General features: G+C 60.1%; 22 protein-coding genes. 11 read left to right on the top strand and 11 right to left on the bottom strand.

The genetic code is table 11. The annotated features are described in order from the left end of the window. The first annotated feature begins 145 nt into the window (after positions 1–145). Positions 146–916, top strand: a complete 771-nt coding sequence (locus V2L32_RS18830) for an SDR family NAD(P)-dependent oxidoreductase (RefSeq protein WP_331234110.1) — start codon at positions 146–148, stop codon at positions 914–916. 5 nt (positions 917–921) lie between these two features. Next, on the top strand, positions 922–1,320 hold the full coding sequence (locus V2L32_RS18825) for an acyl-CoA thioesterase (RefSeq protein ID WP_331234109.1): 399 nt from the start codon (positions 922–924) through the stop codon (positions 1,318–1,320). 55 nt (positions 1,321–1,375) lie between these two features. Here the strand turns inward: V2L32_RS18825 and V2L32_RS18820 are convergent, their stop codons facing one another. From V2L32_RS18820 to V2L32_RS18805, 4 genes are all read right to left on the bottom strand, one after another. Beyond that, positions 1,376–1,606, bottom strand: a complete 231-nt coding sequence (locus tag V2L32_RS18820; protein ID WP_331234108.1) for a hypothetical protein — start codon at positions 1,604–1,606, stop codon at positions 1,376–1,378. Then, complete coding sequence (locus tag V2L32_RS18815) at positions 1,587–2,171, bottom strand: flavin reductase family protein (RefSeq protein ID WP_331234106.1); 585 nt, start codon at positions 2,169–2,171, stop codon at positions 1,587–1,589. The genes V2L32_RS18820 and V2L32_RS18815 overlap by 20 nt, the downstream gene beginning before the upstream one ends. A gap of 464 nt (positions 2,172–2,635) precedes the next feature. Then, positions 2,636–3,496: a sugar phosphate isomerase/epimerase family protein gene (locus V2L32_RS18810; RefSeq protein ID WP_331234105.1), complete on the bottom strand. Its 861-nt coding sequence runs from the start codon at positions 3,494–3,496 to the stop codon at positions 2,636–2,638. Positions 3,497–3,614: 118 nt separating this feature from the next. Then, entirely contained in the window at positions 3,615–4,112 is a 498-nt protein-coding gene (locus tag V2L32_RS18805; RefSeq protein ID WP_331234104.1) for a gamma carbonic anhydrase family protein, read from the bottom strand. Positions 4,113–4,485: 373 nt separating this feature from the next. On the opposite strand from V2L32_RS18805, the gene V2L32_RS18800 reads away from it, so the two are divergent. Continuing rightward, positions 4,486–5,259, top strand: coding sequence for an IclR family transcriptional regulator (locus V2L32_RS18800; protein ID WP_331234103.1), 774 nt, complete (start codon positions 4,486–4,488; stop codon positions 5,257–5,259). A gap of 513 nt (positions 5,260–5,772) precedes the next feature. After that, entirely contained in the window at positions 5,773–6,549 is a 777-nt protein-coding gene (locus V2L32_RS18795) for an SDR family NAD(P)-dependent oxidoreductase (RefSeq protein WP_409348455.1), read from the top strand. Between the two features lie 607 nt (positions 6,550–7,156). Here the strand turns inward: V2L32_RS18795 and V2L32_RS18790 are convergent. Continuing rightward, positions 7,157–8,395 (bottom strand): mandelate racemase/muconate lactonizing enzyme family protein, encoded by a 1,239-nt coding sequence (locus V2L32_RS18790; protein ID WP_331234101.1) that lies wholly within the window; start codon positions 8,393–8,395, stop codon positions 7,157–7,159. A 137-nt stretch (positions 8,396–8,532) separates the two neighbouring features. Here V2L32_RS18790 and V2L32_RS18785 point away from each other — a divergent pair, with 137 nt between their 5' ends. Next, positions 8,533–9,324 carry an SDR family oxidoreductase gene (locus tag V2L32_RS18785; protein WP_331234100.1) on the top strand — a complete coding sequence of 264 codons (792 nt, stop codon included), beginning with the start codon at positions 8,533–8,535 and terminating at the stop codon, positions 9,322–9,324. 46 nt (positions 9,325–9,370) lie between these two features. Here the strand turns inward: V2L32_RS18785 and V2L32_RS18780 are convergent, their stop codons facing one another. Both V2L32_RS18780 and V2L32_RS18775 read right to left on the bottom strand, forming a co-directional pair. Next, positions 9,371–10,711, bottom strand: coding sequence for a nickel pincer cofactor-dependent isomerase, group 22 (locus tag V2L32_RS18780; RefSeq protein ID WP_331234099.1), 1,341 nt, complete (start codon positions 10,709–10,711; stop codon positions 9,371–9,373). Between the two features lie 103 nt (positions 10,712–10,814). Continuing rightward, positions 10,815–11,756, bottom strand: coding sequence for a D-2-hydroxyacid dehydrogenase (locus V2L32_RS18775; protein WP_331234098.1), 942 nt, complete (start codon positions 11,754–11,756; stop codon positions 10,815–10,817). A gap of 312 nt (positions 11,757–12,068) precedes the next feature. Between V2L32_RS18775 and V2L32_RS18770 the strand changes: the two genes are divergently transcribed. Both V2L32_RS18770 and V2L32_RS18765 read left to right on the top strand, forming a co-directional pair. Further along, complete coding sequence (locus V2L32_RS18770; protein ID WP_331234096.1) at positions 12,069–14,063, top strand: TRAP transporter permease; 1,995 nt, start codon at positions 12,069–12,071, stop codon at positions 14,061–14,063. A gap of 159 nt (positions 14,064–14,222) precedes the next feature. Then, positions 14,223–15,275 (top strand): mannonate dehydratase, encoded by a 1,053-nt coding sequence (locus tag V2L32_RS18765; RefSeq protein ID WP_331234094.1) that lies wholly within the window; start codon positions 14,223–14,225, stop codon positions 15,273–15,275. 52 nt (positions 15,276–15,327) lie between these two features. On the opposite strand, the gene V2L32_RS18760 is transcribed toward V2L32_RS18765, so the two are convergent. Continuing rightward, positions 15,328–16,218, bottom strand: a complete 891-nt coding sequence (locus V2L32_RS18760; protein WP_331234093.1) for an EamA family transporter — start codon at positions 16,216–16,218, stop codon at positions 15,328–15,330. 186 nt (positions 16,219–16,404) lie between these two features. Here V2L32_RS18760 and V2L32_RS18755 point away from each other — a divergent pair, with 186 nt between their 5' ends. The 4 genes from V2L32_RS18755 (at position 16,405) to V2L32_RS18740 (ending at position 21,281) form a co-directional block, all read left to right on the top strand. Then, positions 16,405–17,637: a mandelate racemase/muconate lactonizing enzyme family protein gene (locus V2L32_RS18755; RefSeq protein WP_409348386.1), complete on the top strand. Its 1,233-nt coding sequence runs from the start codon at positions 16,405–16,407 to the stop codon at positions 17,635–17,637. A 97-nt stretch (positions 17,638–17,734) separates the two neighbouring features. Continuing rightward, the gene (locus V2L32_RS18750; protein ID WP_331234090.1) at positions 17,735–19,372 is read left to right on the top strand and encodes a thiamine pyrophosphate-binding protein; all 1,638 of its coding nucleotides are present in this window, start codon (positions 17,735–17,737) and stop codon (positions 19,370–19,372) included. A gap of 74 nt (positions 19,373–19,446) precedes the next feature. Beyond that, positions 19,447–20,613, top strand: a complete 1,167-nt coding sequence (locus tag V2L32_RS18745; protein ID WP_331234088.1) for an enolase C-terminal domain-like protein — start codon at positions 19,447–19,449, stop codon at positions 20,611–20,613. 434 nt (positions 20,614–21,047) lie between these two features. Next, entirely contained in the window at positions 21,048–21,281 is a 234-nt protein-coding gene (locus V2L32_RS18740; protein ID WP_331234087.1) for a hypothetical protein, read from the top strand. Between the two features lie 191 nt (positions 21,282–21,472). On the opposite strand, the gene V2L32_RS18735 is transcribed toward V2L32_RS18740, so the two are convergent. From V2L32_RS18735 to V2L32_RS18725, 3 genes are all read right to left on the bottom strand, one after another. Further along, a complete protein-coding gene (locus tag V2L32_RS18735) occupies positions 21,473–22,546 on the bottom strand; it encodes a TAXI family TRAP transporter solute-binding subunit (RefSeq protein WP_331234085.1) in 1,074 nt (357 codons plus the stop codon). Positions 22,547–22,774: 228 nt separating this feature from the next. Continuing rightward, a complete protein-coding gene (locus tag V2L32_RS18730; protein WP_331234084.1) occupies positions 22,775–23,134 on the bottom strand; it encodes an AtuA-related protein in 360 nt (119 codons plus the stop codon). Next, positions 23,131–24,513 carry an acyclic terpene utilization AtuA family protein gene (locus tag V2L32_RS18725; protein WP_331234083.1) on the bottom strand — a complete coding sequence of 461 codons (1,383 nt, stop codon included), beginning with the start codon at positions 24,511–24,513 and terminating at the stop codon, positions 23,131–23,133. Before V2L32_RS18725 ends, V2L32_RS18730 begins: the two co-directional genes overlap by 4 nt. Positions 24,514–24,806: the final 293 nt, after the last annotated feature.

Below are 24,806 nucleotides of genomic sequence, written 5' to 3'. Positions count from 1 at the left end.
GATATCGCTTCCGCCGTGGTCATACGTAAACGATCAGTGATACGGCAGCATAGCTCACCGCACGGAGTCTCGGTATCTGAGCGTGCGCGTTCGAATTGAAACCGTGAGAGAAAACCTTATACTGGTATCAGCGTGACTCTCTTGCATGGATCTTGAGGGCAAGACAGCGCTTGTAACCGGCTCGAGTAAAAATATCGGCAGGCAGATCGCTGTCTCGGTAGCCGAGGCCGGAGCCGACGTCGGCGTGACTGCGCACTCTGATCGAGAGGGGTGCGAAGAGACGGCGAGACTGGTGGAACGTGCGGGTGGTGAGTCCCATATTTCGCTCTGCGAGTTACAGGATCCGGACCAGATCACCCGAATGATGGACAACGTGCAAGACGAACTCGGGTCGATAGACGTACTCGTGAACAACGCGACAACGCGGCCGCAGAAACCGTTCGCCGAGATCACGGTCGATGATTGGAACTACGTTTGTGACGTCAACCTTCGCTCCATGTTCCTCACGACGCAGTTAGTCGCCCCGGAGATGGCCGAGACGGGCAGCGGATCGGTGATCAACCTCCTCGGTGCCTTGGTGTATCTCGGCGATCCAAGTCGCGTCCACTCGTTCAGCACGAAATTCGGGATCGAGGGGCTGGTCAGAGCGCTCGCGAAGGAGCTAGGGCCTGATGGGATCCGGATTAACGGCATCTCGCCGGGATTGATCGATACCGAACGGGATCACGCGAACCGTTCTGCTGACTGGAAGGAGCACATGAAACAGGTCGAACAGACGACAGCACTGAAGCGACGGGGAACCATCGAAGAGGTGGCAGACGCCTGCCTCTTTCTGGCGTCCGATAAAGCGTCTTATATCACCGGCCAGATTCTCCACGTGAACGGTGGCCTCTATCCCACCCCGGACATCCGGTAACGACGATGCCCAGAGAGTTCACCACGAAGATCGAGGTGCGGTTTCGCGATCTCGATCCGTACGCGCACGTGAATCACGCCGTATACGCGACGTACCTCGAGCAAGCGCGCACTCGGTATTACAAGGAGGTTTTCGATAAGCTCCCCTACGAGATCGACTCCGTCATCGTCCGTTTGGAGATCGATTACCGAAAGCCAGTCACGATCGAGGATACGCTCACCGTCGGGATCGAACTCTCAGATATAGGACGGTCGAGCATCTCCAGGGCGTACACGATCACGAACGGCGCCGAAACCGTCGCGGAGGCGAAGACCAAGCAGGTCTTCATTGATGTAGCGACCGAAACGTCAAAACCGGTTCCGGACGACCACCGAGCAGCGCTCGAAGCGTATCACTTCGCTTGACTCACCACTGGACGACGCGAACCAGTTCGCCGAGTGGTGATACCGACCGTGCGGATCAGCCGCGCGTAACATAGGGTTTCGTCAACATCGTTATCGAATACCAGATCAATCCCACGTACAACAACATCGTGTAGATTGAATCGACGCTGAACAACGTCGCATCCGTGATGACGATGCCGACGGCGCCGATGAAAATCTCGGCGAGCCCGACCATCGCGGTGACTGTCCAGACCGGAGAGACGGACGATCCGGACGCCGCGCCGGCGTTAGTACTGTCGTTGGGCATCCATGATCCTCGTCTCGGTGTAGTACGGGCCGCCCAGTCGGCCGACCGGATCGAACTTCTGGGAGTCCACCTTGCCTTCGGTCAACAGGCTATCGTCGATGTGGATGTGTATGACCTCGCCAAGGATCATCCGATTGTTGTACACGTCCATCGAGTCGTACAGAATGCATTCGAGGTGGACGGGTGATTCCGCGACGCGAGGGGGTGAGACGGCTGTGGACTCCTCACGCGCAATATTCGCCCAGCCGAACTCACTGTCACCGGGCTCCAGCGTGGCGCTCGTGCTGTCCATCTTCTCTACGAGCGGCGTCGTAACCGCGTTGATCACGAACTCTTCGGTCTCGAGGACGTTCCTCGTCGTGTCTTTGAGGCCGCGGTGCGTTCCTGCAGAGAACATCACTACGGGTGGAGCGGCGCAGACGTTGTTATAGTGGCTGTACGGCGCGAGGTTGTCGTTCCCATCGGAGTCCATCGAGCTAATCCAGGCAATCGGCCTCGGAGCCGTCACCGTCGTCATGATCCGATATATCGTTCTGGAGTTGTGCTCGGTGGGGTTCAGCTCCATGCAGTGGTCAGTACCGGCAACGCTCTTAAAGCCAGTCGCTCCGAGAGTGATCCAGAATTCGACATTGTCGAACTGGGTCTCGGATTGTTTCACACGATAGAGTCCAAAAGAAGAGAACTAGCATTTCCTTCCTGATTACAGTAATTGGATAATGCGGTCACGAATCGAATTTCCCGAAAATCCGAATTTGCTGATAGTACTCGATCGATGATAGTCGGCGAAGCATCTATTACAATAGTATGTATGTAATTTGCATCGATATTGGAGGAAATTCAGGTAGAAAATGACCATAAATAATAATCCCAGTCTTCGTTCGACATTATCAAATAATACAGCAGGTTGTTCGATTATTCCGTCGTAAGAACGAACCGACGATCGAAAATGGGAATATTACGCTTGGCTGTGATTTTCCATAGGTGCACCTACCGGGTGGCTGCCTCAACGTATTGGCTCGTGTCGAGCGGCTAGTGGGCGGTTGCCAGCTCGCTTCGATGCGCGAGCATCTGCTCGAGCGTTCCGAACGCGAGCATATAATGACCGTCATACTGGCGCCGCTCGAGGGTATCGAACAGCCGTTCGAAGTCGATATTGCCCTCGCCGATGGGAAGATGTTCTTCTTTGATGCCTCGGTTGTCGTTCAGCCGGACCTCACCGCATACTCCGAGATCTAGCTCGTCGAGATATCCGTGAACGCCCGTCGGATGGAGGTTCGCGTGCGGGGGGTTAAACGCCCAGGCGACGGTCTCCGACAACAACGTCTCGAAGTAGCGCTTGCAGTCGTCGAGTTCGGAGCAGAGGTAGTGTACTTCCGCGTCGGCCGGTTCCGGGTTCATATTTTCGAGGAGCAGTTTCACGTCCCTTGCGGCCGCGTACTCAGCGAGTCTCGCTAATCGATCCATGCTGGCTCGGCGGCGTGCATCCTCGTCGGACGTGAAGTGGTATCCCGCGTGGACGATGATTCGATCGGCGTTCAACCGGTCGGCGAGATCGACGAACGCCTCGAGGTACTGCTCGACGCCATCCGCGACGTAGGGTGAGTAAGCGGCGGTGTTAATCGCAGAAAGCGTGTGTAACCCGAGGCTGATCCCGTCGTCTGCGATCGTTTCTACGAGCTTCGATTCGGTCTCGTCGTCGAGGCCGCCGCTCTCGAGGATCTCATCAGTCGGCCGCACGTCGACATATGTCACCCCTTCGTCCACGGCCCACTGCACCGCGCCCTCCAGAGGAAGTCGAACACCGACGTCTACGCCGATTCTGTCTGCTGGTATCATCGCACGTACCCCACACGGCACGGGGACCGTATAAAGAATTTGTCTCCTCGTCAACACCGACTCTTCGGAACCCTTCTGTGCGGTCGAGCGACGAGAGACGCGATCGAAGGACCGAGCCGTGGTTTCACCAGTCCGATCCCGTCGAAAATTGCACCTTAGTCTCGGAACTGAGTTAGATCCCGTCCTCGGCGGCGAACTCCTGGCCCAGCTCGACGTAGTGGTCGGTGATCCGCTCGATCATGGCTCTCTGTTCGTCGGTCAGTTCCTTCGTCTGTGCCGGCGTCCCGTACGCAAGGTGCCCTTCTGGGATTGTCTGTCCGCTCATCACGACGCTTCCCGCCGCAACCAAGCAGTTGGATTCGACCGTCGCGTCGTCTAAGATGACGCTCGTGATACCGATGAGGCTGTTCGACTTGACCTCCGCGAAGTCGATGACGACGTTGTGGCCGACGGTCACATTGTCCCCTATCGAAGAGCCGTGAATCATCGAGAACTCTTGGACGTTGGTTCGACGGCCGATCTCGACTGGGCCAGTGTCCCCGCGGATGCAGACGAACGGCCAGACGCTGGCTTCGTCCTTGATCTCGACGTTACCGATGAGGTACGCCTGATCGGATACGACCGCACTTTCTTCGATGATCGGAGAATTGCCTCTGATCGTACGTTCCATGAAAACGCACGGTACGCCACTGATAAATATTTACCGCGGACGGTCGCTCGATGCGAGTCCATCGAACCGCCTCGAACCATGAGACGGGTGCGGTGGATCGAATCGGTTTCGTGGTCGTCAGTGGGTCGAACCGACTCGAAGGAACAGTTAAGAACCATCCGAGAACTCGCCCTGATGTGTGTCGTTTTAAACATCAAGCGAGCCGCGTAACAGTGAACTCCACCGCCTTATGGCGAGTCAACACAGCCATCGATTTCCATTACAAAATCGAATTCCTCGATTTCATCCTTCAAATTTCGCGACATCGGCTGATTTGATCGATATTCAATAGAGTACTAAGAGTAATACCGATGCCCGGTAACCATCCAATAGAATGGACGGAACCAGTGGGAAAAAAATTCAGGCGACACAGAACTCTCTGGACGTTCTCGAAGAGATCTATCGGCAACGTGGCTGCTCACTGAGTGTCCTCGCGGACAACCTAACGCTATCGAAGAGCACGCTCCACGCGCATGTAAAGACGCTTCAAGAACGTGGATACGTAGTCGAGGAAAACGGTGAGTACAGAACCGGCCTTATGGCGCTCACACTCGGTGGATACGTCCAGACGGCCGGAAAATACGGGAAGCTATACCAAGTCGCCAAACCAGAAGTGGACGACCTCGCGGAACAAACCGGGGAGCGTGCACAGATAACCGTCGAACAGGATGGAGTGGGCTATTTCCTCTACCAAGCACGCGGAGCGAGGGCCGTAGTCGTCGATACTCACATCGGCTCTCGAGTTCACCTTCACTCCACCGCAGCTGGGAAGTCCATCCTTGCGCATGTGAGCGAGCAACGGCGCGAGGAGATCCTCGGTTCCGAACCACTGCCCAAAGACACGTCGAACACGCTTACCTCTAAGGACGACCTTCTCGACGAACTGGACAAAATAAATCAGAGCAAATACGCCACTGATTGGGAGGAGCGGATCCCTGGTATCTGTTGTGTCGCGACACCGATCGTCGCCGATGATGGGACCGTTTTCGGCGCGCTTAGCATCTCGATACCGAAAAAGAGAGCGAGTGAGGAGCTGTGTGAAGAGGAGATACCTGATATGCTGATAAACAGTGCACGCGTAATTTCACTTAACGTACTATATTCGTAAAAGTCGTGATGCGATGGATGAACCTCACCCGATACTTTGGGGGAATCGGTCTCCTTCCAGGTTGGTCCCGTTCGGCGTACGACGGTCTATCTCTCGGGAAATACTGGTGGAGAACGGGTGAGTTCGTCTACTCGTACGACTCCCGTCCGCTCGGTCGAACCACGTCTATGTGATCCGGATAACTCATTTCCACCTTACAGTTGTATGTATGTAATAGCCGAGCACAACCCGGAACCGACATACGAGGAGGAAAAAGATCGACTCGTGACTTATCGACGTCGATCCGGATGGATTTCAGTTCGAAGATCCTGAGGACCTGCTCGACACCGGTCTTCGAGGTCTGAGAATGTAGAAAGGACTCCGGTTGTGTTCGCGAGGGGTAGTGATCAGTCGGTGTCGGTTCGAATGATGTCGCGAATCGTGCCTGCGCTATCATTTTACGAACGGGTACTACCATCCCTCGTATGCTCCGACCGACAGTACTTTATTGCCATCGGAGCCGATCTACGTCGTATGTCTTCAAATGACACGGCGATCGTCACAGGCGGCGGGCGCGGTATCGGTCGGGGTATCTCCGTCGAACTGGCAAACCGAGGAATCGATATCGTGGTGGCGGATATCGACGACGAGGGTGTCGAGGAAACGACGTCGCTCGTCGAGGCTAACGACCAGCGAGGGCTGGGCGTTCACATGGATCTCAGGCGCCCAGAAAGCGTCGAATCCGCCGTCGAAGCCTCCTTAGAGGCGTTCGATTCGATCGATTTCCTGGTCAACAACGCGGGGATCGCCGGTCCGACGTCACGCTGCGAGGATACCACCATTGACGCGTGGGACGACACGGTCGAGATCAACCTCCGCGGACCGTTTCTGACCTGCAGGGAGGTACTCCCGGTGATGAAACGACAAGGGTTCGGGCGGATCGTGAATATCGCGTCCGTCACCGGAAAGAGACCTCGCAAACGACGAACCCCGTACGCTGCGTCGAAGATGGGGCTGATCGGGTTCACTAGATCTCTCGCAGCCGAAGTCGGAGAGCATGATATCAACGTGAATGCGGTCTGTCCGGGCTCGGTCGACGGTCCTCGGATCGAGCGAGTCTTCGAGAAACAGGCCGAGTGGACCGGTCGCACACCCGAGGAGCTCCGACAGAACTCCCTGTCGGCGTCGGCACGGGGTGAATTTGTCAAAAGAGAGGACGTCGCGAACCTCGTAGCGTTCCTCTGCTCCGAGGATTCGGACCGGATAACCGGCCAGGATTTCAACGTCTCGGCCGGGAAGGTCATGTTTTGAAAACGCGGTGATCGGATCGGTACCATCTCGAGTTCGTCCCTGGGTCCGCCTCTCGGCGACCCCGAGTCGCGCGACCAAACGTGTTTCCGATCTGTTTGAAAATCTGCCAACCACAGGAGAACTCGAATTCGCCCCTGGAGAACACCTCGCTCGGTGTTTGGACAATTTAATGTCACCTCCCCTTCGATCTATTGGTGCCGACCCTCGTACCCTCGCTGAGCTGCCGTTTTGGGGCAATCGGCCCGAGAAACAATTCTGTACTCCGCTCGTCGGGATAGTTTTATTCCGCCTGTAATCAAACGCGTCGGAGCATCTGGCAACTGGGTTCGGCATGGGGGAATATTCATTCCCCTCTGTAAAACGCCTTTCGAGCGTCGTACTTCGAGCGAACGCCGTCCGGTCGAAGATGGACGTAATTCTTGCTGGCTTTGGGCACGACGACTGCCGTGCTTCTCGCTTGCTATCGATTCCTCTAGTCCTCTCGTTCGATGCTGTCGAACGATGTATGGGATACGGATATCGGCAACACGTCGACACACTGGTACTGGTGGCTCGGCCCCACCACCCTGAACTCGTCCTGGCGAACCGATCGGTTGATAACGTGGTATTACTCGTCGTAATCGAACGTCGTCCACGGCCCCTCGATGAACGGGTACTCCTCAACGACCGAGAGATCGACATCCACCCCGAGGCCAGGACCGTCCGGTACTCGGAGGAAGCCGTCGTGAACGTCGACTTCACCGGTTATCACGTCGAAGGCGAGATCGAAGGGGTACATCCCAGGATCGCCGTCGACGTCGATCACGGGATCGCGCTCGAAGACCGGGTACTCGAGGAGACTGGTTTCGGGGGCGGCGGCCACGACGTGAGCGTTGGCGATCAGCCCCAGCCAGGTCCCGAAGTTGTGTGGGACGTACTCGATCTCGCGTCCGACGCAGTGGGTCACTGCGTCCCAGCAGCCAGTGAAGCCGCCGTGATGGCGAACGTCGCCCTGGAGGTAGCTCACGGAACCGGTCTCGGCGAGGTCGATGAGCCCGGCCGCTGAGTGTTCGCTCTCTCCACCGGCGAGTGGAACGCCTAGGTCCGATAACGCCCGGTATCCGTCGTAGTCGTCCGGCGCGACCGGCTCTTCGACCCAGTAGGCCCCGTGGTCGCCAGCGTGTTCGACGAGGGATCTGACGGTTTCTCTGTCGTACGCATCACCTTCGATCTTCCACCAGGTGTGTGCGTCGATCATCGGGTCGATTCCCGTCCGTTCGACGAGTAGTTCGAGGATACGCCGGTCGCCGTCTGGTCCGATTCCGGGCCGATACTTATAGCCGAGGAACCCGGCGTCCTCGATGAGCGCGGCCTGCTCCGCGTAGGCATCCGGTTGCATGTACATCCCGGCGCTCGCGTACAGGGGGAGGTCCGTGGTCGGCGTTTCGTCCGTCAGCTCGGCGAGCAACTCGTATATTGGCGCGCCGAGTTCGCGACCGCGCACGTCGTATAGTGCGACGTCGAGCGCGGCGACTGCTTGCTCTCGGAGACGCGTAGGAACGTCTACGTCCTCGAGCAGATGGGCGACGTCAGCGGGGTCGTCAATCTGTTCGCCCTCAAGTCGAGCAGCGATCGGTCCTTCGATCAGGTCGGCGAACGAGCCCTGTGAGTCGTCCTCGAAGTACTCCCGCATCGCGGAACTGCTCGCTCCCGAGGGTGCCACCCCGCGGGTGCCGTCGGCGGTTTCGACGACCACGAGTACGACGTCCCGTTTTCGCAGCGTTCTGACCCCACCGTGAAACACTCGCTCCTGTTCCGGGTCGATCGGTGAGGACAGCGCGTAGCCGTCGATCGATGTGATCCGCATACTTCTCCGAAGCAAGTGCCGGAATATAAAGTCGGGTGGTCGGGACGGTGGCTCCGGCGCCGACGGCTTACGCGAACGCCGTGGGTCTCGACGCTCTGACCGCAAGAGAAATGTGTGTGTGCTGTGACGGTGTGCCCATGGATCTAGATATCCATGGTAACACGGCACTCGTGAGCGCATCGAGTAGCGGGCTCGGGCGCGCTGCGGCAACAGAACTCGCTCGCGAAGGGGCGAACGTAGTGATCAACGGCCGAGACGAAGGACAGTTAGATGAGGCCGTCTCTCACCTCGAGAGCGTCGGGGAGGGCTCGGTCGTCGGACAGCAGGGAGATATCACGAACGAGAGTGACGTCTCTGCACTCGTCGAACGAACGCTGGACGAGTTCGGCGGTATCGATCACCTGGTCACCTCGGCTGGGGGTCCGCCGAGTGGGCCGTTCATGGAAACGACCGACGAAGACTGGAACGAGGCCCATCGATTGCTCGTCATGAGCGTCGTCAGACTGGTCCGAGAGAGTGCGGACCCGCTCCGCGAGGATGGTGGCGGGACGATAGTGAACATCACCTCGAGGAGTGTGAAGGAGGCGATCGACTCGCTGGTACTGTCGAACTCCGTTCGGATGGCCGTCGTCGGTCTCGAGAAAACGCTCTCGCGCGAATTCGCTCCCGAGGTCCGAGTGAACGCCGTCCTCCCCGGCCCGCACGAGACCGACCGAATCAGATCTCTGGTCGAGCAGGCCGTCGAGCGAGACGAGTACGACTCCTACGAGGAGGGGCTGGCCGCTCGTGGGAGCAGTATTCCGGTCGGTCACATCGGGGATCCACAGGGGCTCGGAAAGACCGTGGCGTTTCTCAGTTCGCCGGCAGCCGACTTCATCACCGGCACGACCGTCACGATCGACGGCGGTCTCGGACAAGCAACGCTGTAACGGACGGCTAGGGTAGTCCGCCGAACGGCGGTTCGGTTCCTGTTCGTTATTCGACCAATCTCGTTGGAGAGGGTGCGACCAGGTCACCATCACTGAATTCGACGGGCTCCGGTTCCGAGACCACACGGAGGTCCTCACGGCTGCGCGCCTCTTCGAGCAGGGCTTCGGACGCGTACAGGCGCTCCAAGTCCATCGTATCGGTCGCACGGAGTATCCTGATCGTCTCAGGCTGGCGAATCCCCACGGTGGAGACGCTCGCGAGCATTCCGGCCCGATCCGTCTCGACGGTCGCCGGAGTTCGTGCGTTCTCGACGCTTCCCGAGGTGACCGTGTTGATGACGGTCTTCCTGACGTCGATGTCGGCGAAGAGGTCCCGGTGGATGAAATCGGCCTGTCCGACCCCGGTGGCGTTGCCGCCGGACGCTTCCGTGAGCGACCGGACGTAAATCCGCCGGATGAACGGGTTCTCCGGTTCGGGTTCGTTGAACGGCAGTAGACGACCGGTGACGTTCGTATCCATCCCAGCACCGCTTACGTCCTTTCCCATACGGTCGAAGACGACGACGTCGAGATCGTCGAAGGGGAGCGTCGGCAGTAGATCGTAGGCCGTCTCGAGCAACTCGGATTCACGATCGAGGAAGCCGGACGCGGGCACTCCTTCGATGATTGCCGTGTCGTCTCGCTGGTCTTCGACGATTGCGATCCCGCCGACGATCGGGAGGCGGTCGATCAAGAGCGTCGTTATCTCCGGAATCATGTTCCGAAAGCTCCAGTCGAGTGCCCATTCGTGTGCGGTTTTCGCCCCCCGTTGTTTTCCCATCCCGATCACCAGCATCTTCGACAGGCCGCTCTCGACGTTGCCTGCGAACATCGTGTGAGGTTTGATTCGGTTGATCGGGACGATCGCGTCCGCGGTCGCCGCTTCCGCATCCGTGAAGACCGGCACCTCACGGTCGGGCGTGACACCGATCCGCTCGACGTCCATCGTTGCCCTGACCTCGCAGTTCACGGTTTCCTCGGAAACGCCCAGCGCGTCGAGCACCTCGCGCTGGCCTTCCGGCGTCGCACCGCCGTGACTACCCATCGCTGGAAAGAGAAACGGTTCGTATCCTCTCTCGCGAACCCCCTCGACCGTCCCCCGAACGATAGCGGGCAGGTTCGCGACACCTCGACTACCGACACCGATCGCGACGGTTCCGCCATCCGGAACTGAATCCAACGCGAGACCATCCACTGCCGTGGCTGCCGTCGTCTCGATATCGGTAACCGGGATCGGATCGGTGTCCCACACCTGTTCGATGACGCCGAGAGGGGGAATGGCGCGATCGCCACACACCTCAACGATCGTCTCCTCCTCGACAGATCGACCGCTCGTTCCGTGGTTCATCGTGCGAGTACCGTCGACGAACCGTATTAAATCTACGCGCCGGAACCGGTTCGAGCCCGTCGGCCGACTCCTGTGCCGAACTCCGTTGAGACGGAGGCTACGGTTATACGATACGGTTTACCAACGGTTCCCCCCGTTCGAGTCGGTCGTGGTTCGCGAGGAAGAGGTCGACGAACCGATCGACGAAGGAGGCCGATCGACCGCCAACGTGCGGGGTTATCACGACGTCCTTGCGGTCCCAAAGTGGTGAGTCTTCGGGGAGGGGCTCGGTTTCGAACACGTCGAGACCGGCCCCGGCGATCCGGTCGGTTTCGAGCGCTCGGACGAGTGCCCGTTCGTCGATAACGGGACCTCGGGCGACGTTCACTACGATCGCCGAATCGGGCAGGGCTTCGATGGCGTTCTCGTCGACGAGGTGGTGAGTCTCGTCGGTCAGAGGAACGGCGAGAACGAGGACGTCGGTGTTCGGAAGCAGACTATCTAGCTTCCCCGACGCCAGAACGCGGTCCGCAGGGAGGCGACCGTCGTACGTCGATGGATCCCGTTTCGTCCCGTACACCGTCATACCGAACCCTTCACCTCGGCGTGCGACTTCCTCGCCGATATCTCCGAGTCCGACGACTGTGAGCGTGCGGTCCGAGAAATCGATCAAACTGGAGCCGATGTCGCGATTCCACTTGCTGTCGAGTTGATCGTCCCGACAGCGCGAGATCCCACGACCGAGCGCGAGCGCCAGCGCGAACGCGTGGTCGGCGACGGGTGGCCCGTAGTTCCCGCTCGCGTTGGTGAAGGCGATCCCGTTCGACTCGAACTCCTCGATCGGAAACGCCGAATATCCGGCACTCGTCGCTTGAATCCACCGCCCCCCGGTGAACGATTCGAGATACTCGTCCGACCAGTTGGTCGGATTGATGACGAACGCATCGCTCTCCGGTAACGCCTCGAGCGCCTCTCGTTCGGAATCCGCCCCGACGACAACTAACCCCTCTCTACGTCCCGCTAGCGCTTTTGCAATCGGTTGGTCATGACGCACCGTGACTTTCATCGACTAGCCGTTCTCTGGCCCGCCGCCAAAGCTATGATGGTCGCCTTCTCTAGAGTTCTTACCGAGTTCCCGACGGCTGAGAGGATTCGACCCGTGGATGGACTCCGGCTCTATCGAACCGAAACTCCGCTTCACTTGGACGTCTCCCCGTTCTGAGAACTCGCCCGCAAGAGACGGGTGTGGTGGTTCGAACCGTTTGGATGTTCAGTTGAGATATGAAGTTTGAGTCGTAGCGAGACCGGGGTCTCCGGTCGTCTCGGAGGACGTCCTAATCTTTATCAAGTGGGGCCGTAAGGTCTGTAACGAACTTCGATGTCCGAGTCACATGCCAACGTCCAATCCACCCCGGCGGTCACAGTCAAAGCCCTCACCTACGTGCTTTCGATCGTGCTCTGGCTATGTGCGATCTACTACGCGTTTACGCTAGAGTGGGCGCGTACGCTGTTCACCCTCGGGCTGTTCGGTCTCGCGTTCGGGATCTACATCCTCGACGAGCTCATTCAGCCCCTCGAAGAGAAGCGGTATAACGAAATTTATCTCCTGTTAATATGTCTGGCAACTGTCGTAATCACGGTGACATATCTCATGCTGAACTTCGAGGAGTTGCTGTTCCAACGGACCGGAGTGGGTCGTCACGACGAGTACGTCCTCGCCCTCCTGTTCACGCTGACGATGTTCTATCTCATTTACCGGGCGTTCGGGATGGCGTTTCTCTCCGTCATCGCGGGCGGTTTCCTCTACGCGTGGCTCGGTGCGCACCTGCCGGGGATTCTCGGACACGGCGGGCTGTCGATCACCCGTATTCTGAACGTGTTCGTCCTCGATTTCGAGGGCTTTTTCGGATCGATCAGTGGAATCGTCGCCGCCTGGGTCTCGCTCTTCCTCCTGTATGCGGGGCTCCTCCACGGCTACGGGGCGTTCGACTACGTGATGCGGTTGGCGTTCCGAGCCTCCGACTACATCCGATCAGGTATCGCCCAGTCCGCAGTCGTTGCGAGCCTCGCCATCGGATCGATCAACGGCGCACAGGTCGCCAACGCGGCTATGACCGGATCGGTGACCATCCCCCTGATGAAAGACGCCGGTCTCAAGTCCTCAACCGCGGCCGGGATCGAAGCCGTCGCCTCCTCCGGGGGGCAGATCATGCCGCCGGTCATGGGCGCGGCGGCGTTCATCATGGCGTCGATCCTCGGGATCTCCTACGTCGAGGTCCTCGTCGCCGGCATCGTCCCAGCGCTCACGTTCTACATCGCCGTGGGGATCGCCGTCCACTACAAGGCGATCAACCAGAACATCATGTACGGTGGCTCAATCGACGTCGAGGAGGAGGTCGGGATGGAGAAGTCACAGGCCGAGTTCCTCTCGGAGACCGTGAAGCTCGGGATCCCGTTTCTCGTGCTGATCTACACGCTCGGTATCGCGCAGTGGACGGTCACCTCCGCCGCGCTCTACACCTCGATCGCGATGTTCGCTACCGGGGTTGCGTTCCCACTGGGCGAGCGCGCACTGGGATGGAACGAGCTGTCGATCGTCGACCTCTTCCGCATGACGATCGAGGGGGCGAAATACGGCGCGATCGTCTTCGCCCCGATCGCCGTCATCGTCGCGGCGATCAACGCGATCGTCGACATCCTGGTGACGACGGGTGTCCCCGGAAAGCTAGCGCTCGCGCTGATGGACCTCTCAGGCGGCGTCCTGATCATCGCGCTGATACTCGCGATGATCATCTGTATCATCCTCGGTCTGGGGATGCCGACCGTCGCCGCGTACACGATCGTCGCACTGCTCGTCGCGCCCGCCCTCGTCGAGGGGTTCGCGCTCGACCGGTTGACGGTCCACTACTTCGTCTTCTACGCGGCTATCCTATCGGGGATCACGCCGCCGATCGCGATCGCGGTGGTCGTGACGACGGGGATCGCGCAGTCGAACTTCTGGGCGTCGGCATTAGAAGCCGTCAAGATCGCCGCACCGCTGTTCGTCCTCCCGTTCGCGTTCATCTACAACCCCGAGATAATCGTCGGCGGCTTCACCGCCCACAAGGTGTACTCGTCGCTCGTGTTGCTCGGAGGTGCCGCGGTGTTAGTCCACGGGCTCAACTACTACGGCCGAGCGTTCGCCTCGAGGACGGTCTATTTCGGCTTCAGGGGGTTGTTTGTCGTCCTCGGCGTGGTCATCATGGCTGCACCGAGTGATCTCCTCCGGAGCGCCCTCCTCGTTGTAGCCGGGGTCGCGATCTTCTGGCAGATCATGGAAGTCAACGAGATGGATATCACCACCGTTCGTGCGTCGGTCCGTCGTCGACTCTGATCCGACGGGTGACGCACCCTCGACTTCTCGGGAACGCTGAAACGGTAACGAAAAGTGGGGTGGATATCGCCTGCTCAGTCGGCTCACGGGTGACTTGGTAGAGCTATCGGAACCCTTCTCGACCAGAACTGTTATGTCCTCTCTCGCGTGGTCTCTCGCATGCCACGGAACGAATCGATGCTACGAGTAGGGTTCCGAACGAACACCCTCTCGGACGAGCGATTACGATACGTCGCTCAGCTCGGGGTTGAGGACGTCTTCGTCAATCCGGTCGAACCTACTGGGGGGACCGGTGGAGACGTCTTCGTCGACGAAAGCGATCGGACCGAAACGGATCGACGACTCCCGCTCGGTCCCGACACGATCCCATCCGAAGAGGAGTTGCAGGAACTGAAGGCCGCCTGCGCTGACCACGGAATCCGTCTCGCGGGTATCCACACGCTTGGCTACAACGTCTACGGCGACGTCAAGTTCGGACGCGAGGGAGCAGAGGGACAGCTCACGGCGATCGAAGAGCTGATCCGGAACATGGGTGCGGCCGACCTGACGACGCTCGGCTACCAGTGGAACCCCCGAGGTGTCGTCCCGATGCGAACGGGAACGACCCGCATTCGAGGCGACGCGGTCGCGACGGAGTTCCAGCGCGAGGATATCGACCTCCCCAGCGGGCCCGTCCTCGAACGAGAGTACACCGAAGAGGAACTCTGGGAGAACTACGAGGCGTTCCTCGAACGGATCCTCCCGGTCGCCGAAGAGGCCGGCGTGACGCTCGCGCTCCACCCGATCGACCCGCCGATCGACGAACCGATCGGCGGCATTCCCCGGCTCTTTAGGGACACGGAAAGTTTCCGCCGCGCGATGGACGCGGTTCCCAGCGAAAACCACGGGCTGAAGCTCTGTCTGGGTTGCTTCTCGGAGATGGGTGTCGACGTTCCGGGGGTGATCCAGGAGTTCGGCAATAGTAACGACATCGTCTTCGTCCACTTCCGCGACGTCGTCGGCACGGGCGACTCGTTCAACGAGACGTTCGTCGACTGTGGGAACTACGACGAGCACGAGGCGATGTGTGCGCTCGCCGAGACCGACTTCGACGGAATCGTCATCCCGGACCACGTACCTCAGATGACCGGGGACACCGACTGGGGCCACCGTGGACGCGGGTTCACTGCCGGCTACCTCCGGGGGCTCGCGAAGGCCGTGGGCGAACGGTAGGCAGCCCTCCTCGCTCGTTTCGTCTTTACCGATCAGGGGTATTCGACCGTGTTCACCCGGTCAGCGTCACCGTAATCCCGCCACAGACGATCACGCCGGCGGCGGCGATAAGTCGCGGGGTGACTTTCTCGATTCGCTTGAAGAGGAGTGCCGAAACCACGACGACGATCAGTGGACTCGTCTGCATGATCGGGACGACGACGCTGACCCGCGAGACGGCCAACCCTGCGTAGTACGCCAAGAGAAACGTGGTGCTCGTGACCCCTGCCAGGACGTACCATCGGAAGGCCCCCGGAGGGACGTCCGCCCGGCCCGGCAACGTCCCGCGCCAGGCGAGGTAGCCGACGAAGACGACGAGCGCGGCGGCGGTCTTGATCGCGAGGCCCATCGGAACCGAGGTCCCCTCCCCGAAGCCGATCGTCGCGAGGATCGGTTCGAGCCCGAAGAACAGCGCGGCGGCCAGCGGCAACGACAGGCCGAGCCACGGCGTCTCGTTGCCCTCCAGTCGGTCGGTCGAGGCCTGCTCCCAGGAGACGAGCGCGATACCGGCGACGATCAGCACGATCCCGAAGAACTGGGGCCCGGTCACGCGTTCGCCGAGAAAGAGCACGGCTAACACCGTCGCGTGTAACGGCATCGAGGCCTTCACCGGCTCCGCGCGGCTCGCCCCGACGCGTTTGATCCCTTCGTAAAAGAACGCCCGGCCGAGCATCGTCCCCACGATCCCCGCGCCCGCGAACGCGGCGATCGACCGCGGAGTGACCGTCGGGTTCGGGTCGAGGAGGAACGCCAGCGGGAACAGCACGACGACGTTTACGGCGATCACGACCAGGAGGGCGTCGTTCGCCCGCCCGTGACGGGTCGCGAGTCGGATCGTGAGCGCCTGCCCGGCGAGACAGCATGCCGCCAGCAGCGCCAATCCAACCCCGAGAGTCGAAACCATCCTGTCCCGTTTTTCGACGGTCCTCGCATATAGCTGCTGGTGGCGGCGTTCGAGGGGAGACGGGCCCGGAAACGACCCTACTTCCCGGGGATGCGTTTCGACCCGACACCGGATTCTTCGCGGTTCGTCTGGGCTCGACCCCGAAGGCTTTATGACGAATCGGGTGAGGTGTGAGCGTAGGACACGATGTACTCAGACTTCGCTGAACGTTTAGCCACCGTCATGTGGCAGAAGTTCGATGAGACGCCGAGCCGGACGACAGAGACGCCGGAGATCACAGACGTATCGACGCTCGTCGTGGACGGAAACTTCCCGTGGACGATCGTACAGGTCGAGACCGACACCGGCGTTACCGGAATCGGGGAGTCCTATCCGTCACCCGGTGTTCACGAGGTGATCACCGACTACTTCGCGCCGGTGCTGCAGGGCGAGAACCCCCTCGATGTCGAGCGGTTGTACAACCTCATGCGCGAGAGCCTTTCGGGCCGCGGCTCACAGCAGGGGATCGGGACGATCGCGATCAGCGGCGTCGAACTCGCGCTGTGGGATACGGCGGGAAAGGTACTCGGTCAACCCGTCTACCAACTACTCGGCGGGAAGATGCGCGAAGAGGTCAGGATGTACGCCGATTGCCATGCCGGCGAGGGGATGGTCGAAGCGGCCCTGAGTCACCAACCATCCGAGACCTACGAGGCAGCGGCTTACGCCCGGGCGGCGCGGAGTGCCGTCGACGACGGCTTCAATATGGTCAAGTTCGATCTCGATGTCCCGTCCGGCCGCGATATCGATACGCTTTCGAGACACCTCGATGGACCCGAGATCGCGCACAAGCGGGGGCTGGTCGAGGCGGTCGTCGAGGAGGTCGGTGACGAGGCGGAGATCGCAGTCGATCTCCACTGGAACTTCAGCCGCGACTCGGTCGAGAAGCTCTGTAGCGCACTCGAAGAGTACGACCTCGCGTGGGTGGAGGATCCGCTTCCCCCGGAGAACGCGGAAGCACTCGCGGAGCTGAACCGTACGGTCGACCAGCCACTTCTCACGGGGGAGAACCGCTACGGCCGCCACGGGTTTAGAGACCTCGTCGAGAACCAGGCCGTCTCGTTCGTCGCCCCCGACATCCCGAAGACGGGCGGGATCGCCGAAACGAAAAAGATCGCAGAACTCGCCGAAGGGTACTACATGACATTGGCTCCGCACAACATCGGAAGCCCCGTTGCGACCATGGCTGGGGTGCACGTCGGTGCGACAGTACCGAACTTCCTCGCACTCGAGTTTCACGCACGAGACGTTCCGTGGTGGGATGATCTGGTCGTTTCAGACGAACCGCTGATCGAAAACGGATACATCCAAGTGCCCGACGAACCCGGTCTCGGTATCGAACTGGACTGGGATGTCGTCGAGAAACACCGAAAGACGTAGCGCTCACCAAGGGTCATCGGGAGCGATCGGCACGGGTCTTCACACGGTCGACCCCCTTTATCGCGGAACTTATCTACACTGTGTGTGAAGAAAAACCATGCGGGTCAATGAGGCCGTAATCGACCGCTTGATAGAGCAGGGCATCTCGACGGTATTCGGAAACCCGGGAAAGCAGAGCCTCCCGCTCAACGAGAGCATTGAGGAGCGCGAGGGGATCGACTTCGTCGTGGCCCGCCACGAGACGGCAGTTTCACACCAGGCATGGGGGTATGCGGAGACGTCGGGGGAGATGGCCGCGACGATCGTCATCCCGGGACCGGGTGATATGAACGCGATGAACGGACTGAAGAACGCGCTCAACGACTGTGTTCCGCTCCTGCATATCGCCATCGAGACGGAACCGGAACTCCGGGGTGGAGACGGTATCCACGAGACGCCGCCGGACACGTACGACAACGTCGTGAAGGAGAACATCCTGGTCGAAACCCCCGAGAGTACGATCGCCGAACTCGACCGAGCGATCGATATCGCACGGAGTACTCCGACGGGCCCGGTCAGGCTCGGGATTCCGAAGAACTTCCTGAAGATGGACGTCTCGCTCGCCCACCGGACGTCCCAATCACCGGGGACGAGAGCGGAACCACCCGAACGACCGGTATCGGAGGCCGCGGAGATACTCGACGCTTCGTCTCGACCGGTTATCGTCGCGGGCGGCGGTGTCCGGTCTGGGGACGCGAGCGAAGAACTGCAGGCGGTAGCGGAACGAATCGACGCCCCCGTGGTATCAACGTACAAGGGCAAGGGTGTGCTGCCGGCGGACCACCCCCTATATGCGGGAGTTCTCTCGGGAGGTGCACCGACAGCCCTGTTAGAGTGCCTGGCCGATTCGGATACCGTACTCGGGGTTGGAACGGACTTCGACGCCGTGACGACCGGAGAGTGGAGCGTCGAAATGCCATCGTCGCTGATCCATGTGACGATGCACGCGTCGGATATCGGCGTGGGATACACACCGACGGTTGGTCTCGTCGCGGATGCCGAGGCGACGCTCGGTACGCTCGCCGAGCACACGGAGGAGGCAGAACGAGGTGGCGAGGATCGGGCGGCGGCGGTTCGACAAGCGATCGACGAACATCTGAAGCCACTCCGTGAACGCACCGAGGCGCCGATGACGTCCGTGGCCGCGCTGAGTGCGGTCAACAACTCGCTGGACCCCGAGACGGTCCTCGCGGTCGACGCCGGGGGTTTCCGGCTGTGGGCGTTACTGGCCGTCGACGCTTACGGACCGAACCGGTACGTGAACCCTGGGTCGTGGGCATCGATGGGGACCGGGCTACCATCGGGAATCGGAGCGAAGATGGCCAACCCCGACCGCGAGGTCGTCGTACTCACCGGCGATGGTGGGCTCATGATGTGCGTCCACGAACTCCATACGTCAGTCGCTCACGACATCGACCTTACGGTCGTCGTCCTCAACAACAGCGACTACGCAATCATCAGCGAGGAAGCCTCTCGGAACTACCGCTTCGAAGAGGGTGCGTACGACTGGGCATCCGCTCCGGTCTCGTTCGCGGCGATCGCCGAGGGGTACGGCATGCGGGCACTTCAGGCCGACTCCACCGACGAGATCCGGGACGTCCTCTCTGAGGCACAGTCGAGCGAGGGACCGACGCTCGTCGAGATCCCCACTGATCCACGCGAGCCACAGGCAAGCGTGTGGGACGGCGAGTGGTGAGGTCCCGCTCTCGGTGGTATCCCTCGCCGTAACGCGAAGGTTCTTATCGACTCTCGAGAGTGGTAGCGTGTACTATGGTACCAACGATCACGAGAGTTGAGTCGATAGAGTTCGCCTACGAGGTGTCCGACGTCGGGTACAGCCCAAACGGATTCAGCGTCGTGTACGATCCGGGCAACAGTCAGGAGAGACGGCTGTTCGCGCTCCGGATCGAGACCGACGAGGGCGTGACGGGCGAGTACGTCGGGGGCAACTCGCCGGCGGCAGCACAGATCAACATGGTCGCCGACTACCTGATCGGGAAGAACCCCTTAGAGCGCGAGCGCCACTGGAGCGCGATGAAGCGGGCGCTCAGGAAGTACGACTGGATGGGGATCGGTCCGCTCGACATCGCGCTTTGGGATCTCGCCGGGAAGTATCGAGACGCCCCCATTCATGAGCTACTCGGAACGTACCGTACGTCGTTTCCCGCCTACGCCTCGACCTATCAGGGCGATAAGAACGGCGGGCTGGACTCACCGGGGGCGTTCGCGGATTTCGCGGAGGAATGTCTGGAGATGGGCTACCCGGGGTTCAAGATCCACGACTGGGGTGGCGACTGGACCGATCCCGACGAGACGGTCGAGACGGTCCTCGCGGTCGGCGAGCGCGTAGGTGACCGGATGGACTTGATGCTCGATCCGGCGTGCAACCCGGAGACGTTCGCCGACGCACTGAAGATAGGTCGAGCGTGTGACGAGGCGGAGTTCCTCTGGTACGAGGACCCGTATCGGGACGGGGGCGTCTCACAGCACGCCCACCGGAAGCTCCGGCAACTGATCGATACCCCGCTCTTACAGACCGAGCACGTCCGTGGGCTCGAGCCGCACACCGATTTCATCGCGGCGGAGGCGACCGACTTCGTCCGTGCGGATCCGGAGTACGACGGGGGGATCACCGGTGCGATCAAGATCGCTCGTGCCACCGAGGGGTTCGGTCTTGATGTCGAGTATCACGCACCGGGACCGGCTCAGCGCCAGTGTCTCGCGGCGACGCGCAACAGCAACTACTACGAGGTGGCGCTGGTCCACCCCGACTGTGAGAACACCCAGCCCCCCGTCTACGCCGACGACTACTCCGATATGCTCGAGACGATCGACGACGAGGGACGGGTCTCGGTCCCCGATGGACCGGGTCTCGGCGTCGACTACGACTGGGAGGAGATCGAAGATCGCGAGACGGGACGGAGAGTGTACGAGTGAAACCGATCAACGACTCACCGCGACGACGAGTAGACGACTGACAGCATCCACCTCCTCACGCTCGGATGAAGACCGAGGTTCACTGAAAGTAGCTCTCAAGTCGGACAGTACGGTCCGATGACGACCGTGGATCAGGGTGGCGAACCCGAGGAAACCGATCGACTGTGATACGTCAGGAAAGCGGTTCGCGGAGGATCCTCTTCTCGGGACGTGGGTTTCGATCAGCGCGTTCTGTGTCCCGCTTTTTGATATGTGCCGCAGCGTCTAACAGGGTTCGACTACCTCATCGCTGGAGAGCACCTCACTACGTTCATCGAAACTGACGAGGCCATCGATCGGTCGTATCGCCAGCGCTCTCATACCTACCGGGATTGATAGAGCTCAGCTGTAGTTCGTGGGCGAATTTTTATGTCGGTCGGGCGTATCTCCCGACTATGGCGTCTAACTCGGACGACTCGAACAGGGGAGACGATGATCTTACTGCTCGAACGGGTCGGCAGCTGGAGGCTACTTCTGTTACATTAAGGCGGAAGTTCGATGCGTTCACACCGAACGATCCGGAACTGGTCGGATCCCTGGTGAGAGTGTTCTTCTCTATCGTCCTGACGGTTCTCCTCGTTTACTGGGGCCTGGCGTACTATCTCGATATCGTCTGGTTCGAGTTTTGAGTCGGCTGACGTGCTCGAAGATGTGAGTTCAGTCACATATCGCGTACACTCCCGAAACTGTCATCGAGTGGGTTTTGCGCGGGCACTCCGAGAGGATCGGCGATTCTGAGTATCACCATCTCGGATCCAGTCTAATCGAACGAACGAAACAATAGAGCGACCCGGATTAGTTGAGTCAGGAACCTAACCCGTCAGTCACCGCGCTCCCACTCGTCCTCCCACAGGTCGTGTTCCTCGTAGAAGTCGGCCGCACCGGCGTGGACCGGGACGAAGTCGCCTTCGATCGCCGTAGTGAACCGGTCAGGCTCCTCTCCGTAATTGAAGAATGCCGGCTGTCCTTCTTGAACGGACTCATAGTGCTCGTATGAGATGTCCAGAACTTCATACACCGATTCAGCCGAGAGGTCTGGACTGAACATATACTGGAAGAGGATTTGGTACCCCCCGATCTGGTCGGTCACACTCGTGACGTCCTGCTCAAACCCGTAAACGTCTTTTTCGAAATACGGTGCATGCGGCGAATCTTCGAACACCTGCCGGAAGCTATCGGACACCTCGACAACGTGGAGGTCCGCTCTTGCGTCTACTTCTGCCAACCACGCGGGGAGGTTCACCTCATTCGCGCCGTACCCAAGGATCGCCTCGACCTGTCCTTCCTCGACCGCTCCTGCGACGTCGTCGACGTCGATATCGACGACGTTCTCGATCAACTGTTCTTTCAGGTCGGGATCCTCGTCCATGATATCCATGAACAGTTCCCGCGTCCCCCAGCCTGGCTGAAGCAGGTGGACGTCCCGTCCGAGCATGTCGTCCGTCGTCTCGATTCCGGAGCCGTCTACAGCGACGAAGAAGTCGTCACGCTCGAAGTAGGTGAACCCCTGGTGTGGGACCTCTTTTTCCTCCTCGAACGGATCTTCGCCATTCATACCGCGCCTGATGATGAAGTTCGGAAGGCCGTACGCCTCGAGCTCTCCTTGGTCGTAGAGCCTGACGCTGGCTGGGTCCCCGCCGGTTGTCTGCGTATCCCAGCTCGTGACGTCCGAGTGGTCGTTCAAGACGCGCTGGATCGCCTGTGAAGTCTGGTAGACGGTCGAACCGGATGTAGAGGAGCCGACACGCATGTCGACTACGCCGTCGCCGTTCCCGTTGTCGTCTTCGTCCTCGTCGTCATCACCGTTGTCGCCGAGACAGCCGGCGAATCCGATAGCACCGATTCCTGCAGTCCCTGCAAGGAATCGCCTTCTCGATGGCAGTTGCTTGGGCATACCATGTCACACCTCATAGTACAATGGCTTAAATCTATTGGGAGGTATTGGAAATGCCCCGCTCCCTGTCCCTATTTTCGTCACGTTCCTCCTCGAATAATATGGCTGTTCGGTGACTACTACCGAATCGATCGAGTCTCATTTCCGAACTCACCTACATCGCTCTCGGGCTACTCCCGTTTCACCAGCTCACACGGACTCTCGCCGGAAGCCCTCCTTTGAACTGCCTTACTCGTGGAGCGGAAGTCGAAGCATGAACGTGCTCAGTGTCTTCCCACTTCTGTCGATCCTGTTCGACTGCGTCCACCCCCCATCGAGGGCACCGTGCATGACGAAGTTCATCGAGCAGACGTTTTCGATACAGTAGCGCTCTACCTCCCCCGTCACGATACCAGCGAAGTGGGCTCTCACTCGGTCCGGCGTGAGGATAGCCACCAGCTCCTCGTAGATCGCGTCGTCGTACGGGACGACGGTGACGTTGCTGATGTCCTGTTTGTTACCGGCACGGGCGTGAGCGACATCGTAGAGGATCTCGGCTTCGTCGATCGGTTTCGGTTCCCAGTTCGTAGTTCGGTCGTCTGCTCTCATGCTCGCGTTCTCCGGCTCGTTAGTTCGACGTAGTCGATTCCTCGTGTCACTCGCTCTCGCGGGAGATAGACCGGTTCGATCTCCGCCTTCTCGGTGATTCCACCAGCTGCGTAGGGGATCGCGATCCCACTTCCGCCGGGTCCGGGCAGCGTGGTCGAGACGGTCCGGAGTGCCGGATCGAGCAGCTCCTCCTCGGGGGCGTTGCCCGCGACCCGCAGGATCACCTCCTCGTGTTCGTCGGTCCGGTTGGTGTAACCGGTTCGTGAGCCGTCGCGGTACGCGTCGCCGTAGAGGCCGTTCACGCCGAGTATCTCCATCCGGAGATCGATTCGTGAGCGATCGACCTCGAAGATATGTTCCAGTCGCTTCTCGACGTTCTCTATGATCACCTCGGCGCGTCCGACCGCGTTCGGTCCACCGAGGGGGATGAACTTCTCGAACTGATAGCCCGCGATCGACCCGATCAGCACCTTCAGGTCCTCCGGCCGCTCGCGTCCTGTTCCCCCGCTCACTTCGACGCGGTCCTCGCCGACCTCGGCGAGTTCGACGGTCGTGAAATCGGCGACCACGTCCGGTTGAACGTACTCGGAGGGATCGTGGACCTCGTAGAAGAGCTGCTCTCGTACTGTGTGCCGATCCACACGTCCACCCGATCCCTCGGGCTTCGTCACGACCGCGGTTCCGTCCTCCGTCACCTCCGCGTAGGGGTACCCGATCCGGTAGAGGTCCTCGACTGGCTTCCGCGGCGGGTCACAGAAGTAGCCGCCGGTCACCTGTGCGGAACACTCGAGGAGATGACCGATGACCGTCGCCTGTCCCAACCTGTCCCAGTCGTCGAGTGCCCACCCGAACTCGTGGACGAGCGGACCGACGACGAGCGCGGGATCCGAGAGCCGACCGCCGATGACGACGTGTGCGTCGTACTCCGGATCGAGTCGCTCGAGCGCTCCGATGACTTCCTCCGCACCGATGTACGCGTTGGCGGAGATGGCGTCACTGGAGGCCGTATCGAACTGATCCGGATCGTCCGTGATGAGGTCCATACAGTCGTCGCCGGTGATCGAGATCACCTGCACGGAGACTCCCTCGTCGTCGGCGACTTGTCGGGCGAGTTGACCCGCACCGATCGGATCGACAATGCCAGCATTCGTAACGATGGTCGTCCCATGCTCGGCGGCGGGTCCGAGTAACACCTCGAGCCTGTCCTCCAGATACGGGTGATATCCGACGCCGCCGTCGTGTGCACGTTTTGCCGCTTGGCAGGTAGCGGCCGTCCCGATCGTCTCGAGTATCATGTAATCTAGCCCCTCTTCGATCAGTCTACTCGATGGTTCGATCCAGTCGAGTGCGCTCCCGCATCCACAACCGATAGTGATCATGCTCGTTATTGACATCCAAGCCCCCGCGATATAAATATACATCCTGTTCATGAACGCAATCGAGTCCGTGCTGAGGCACCTCGGGGTTGGGTTACCAAAACCCGAACACTCCCTTCCACCTTGAATTTCAACCGTTCATATTTTTTTACTTCACACCGGTTCTGATTCGTGGAATGGGATGCCCAATCTGGTACCAAAGAGAGTAATTCCGCTCAACGTACTCTTGACATCGAGGACGAACGACTTTTAGTTCACTCAGGAGATACGGCCCGGCGTCGATCAAATCCGCAGCG

The sequence above is a fragment of the Halalkalicoccus sp. CGA53 genome, assembly GCF_036429475.1.
In the GTDB taxonomy this organism is placed as follows: Archaea; Halobacteriota; Halobacteria; order Halobacteriales; family Halalkalicoccaceae; genus Natronorarus; species Natronorarus salvus.
The sequence above is the reverse complement of the archived record's forward strand: the minus strand, read 5'-3'. Positions and strand labels throughout refer to the sequence as shown.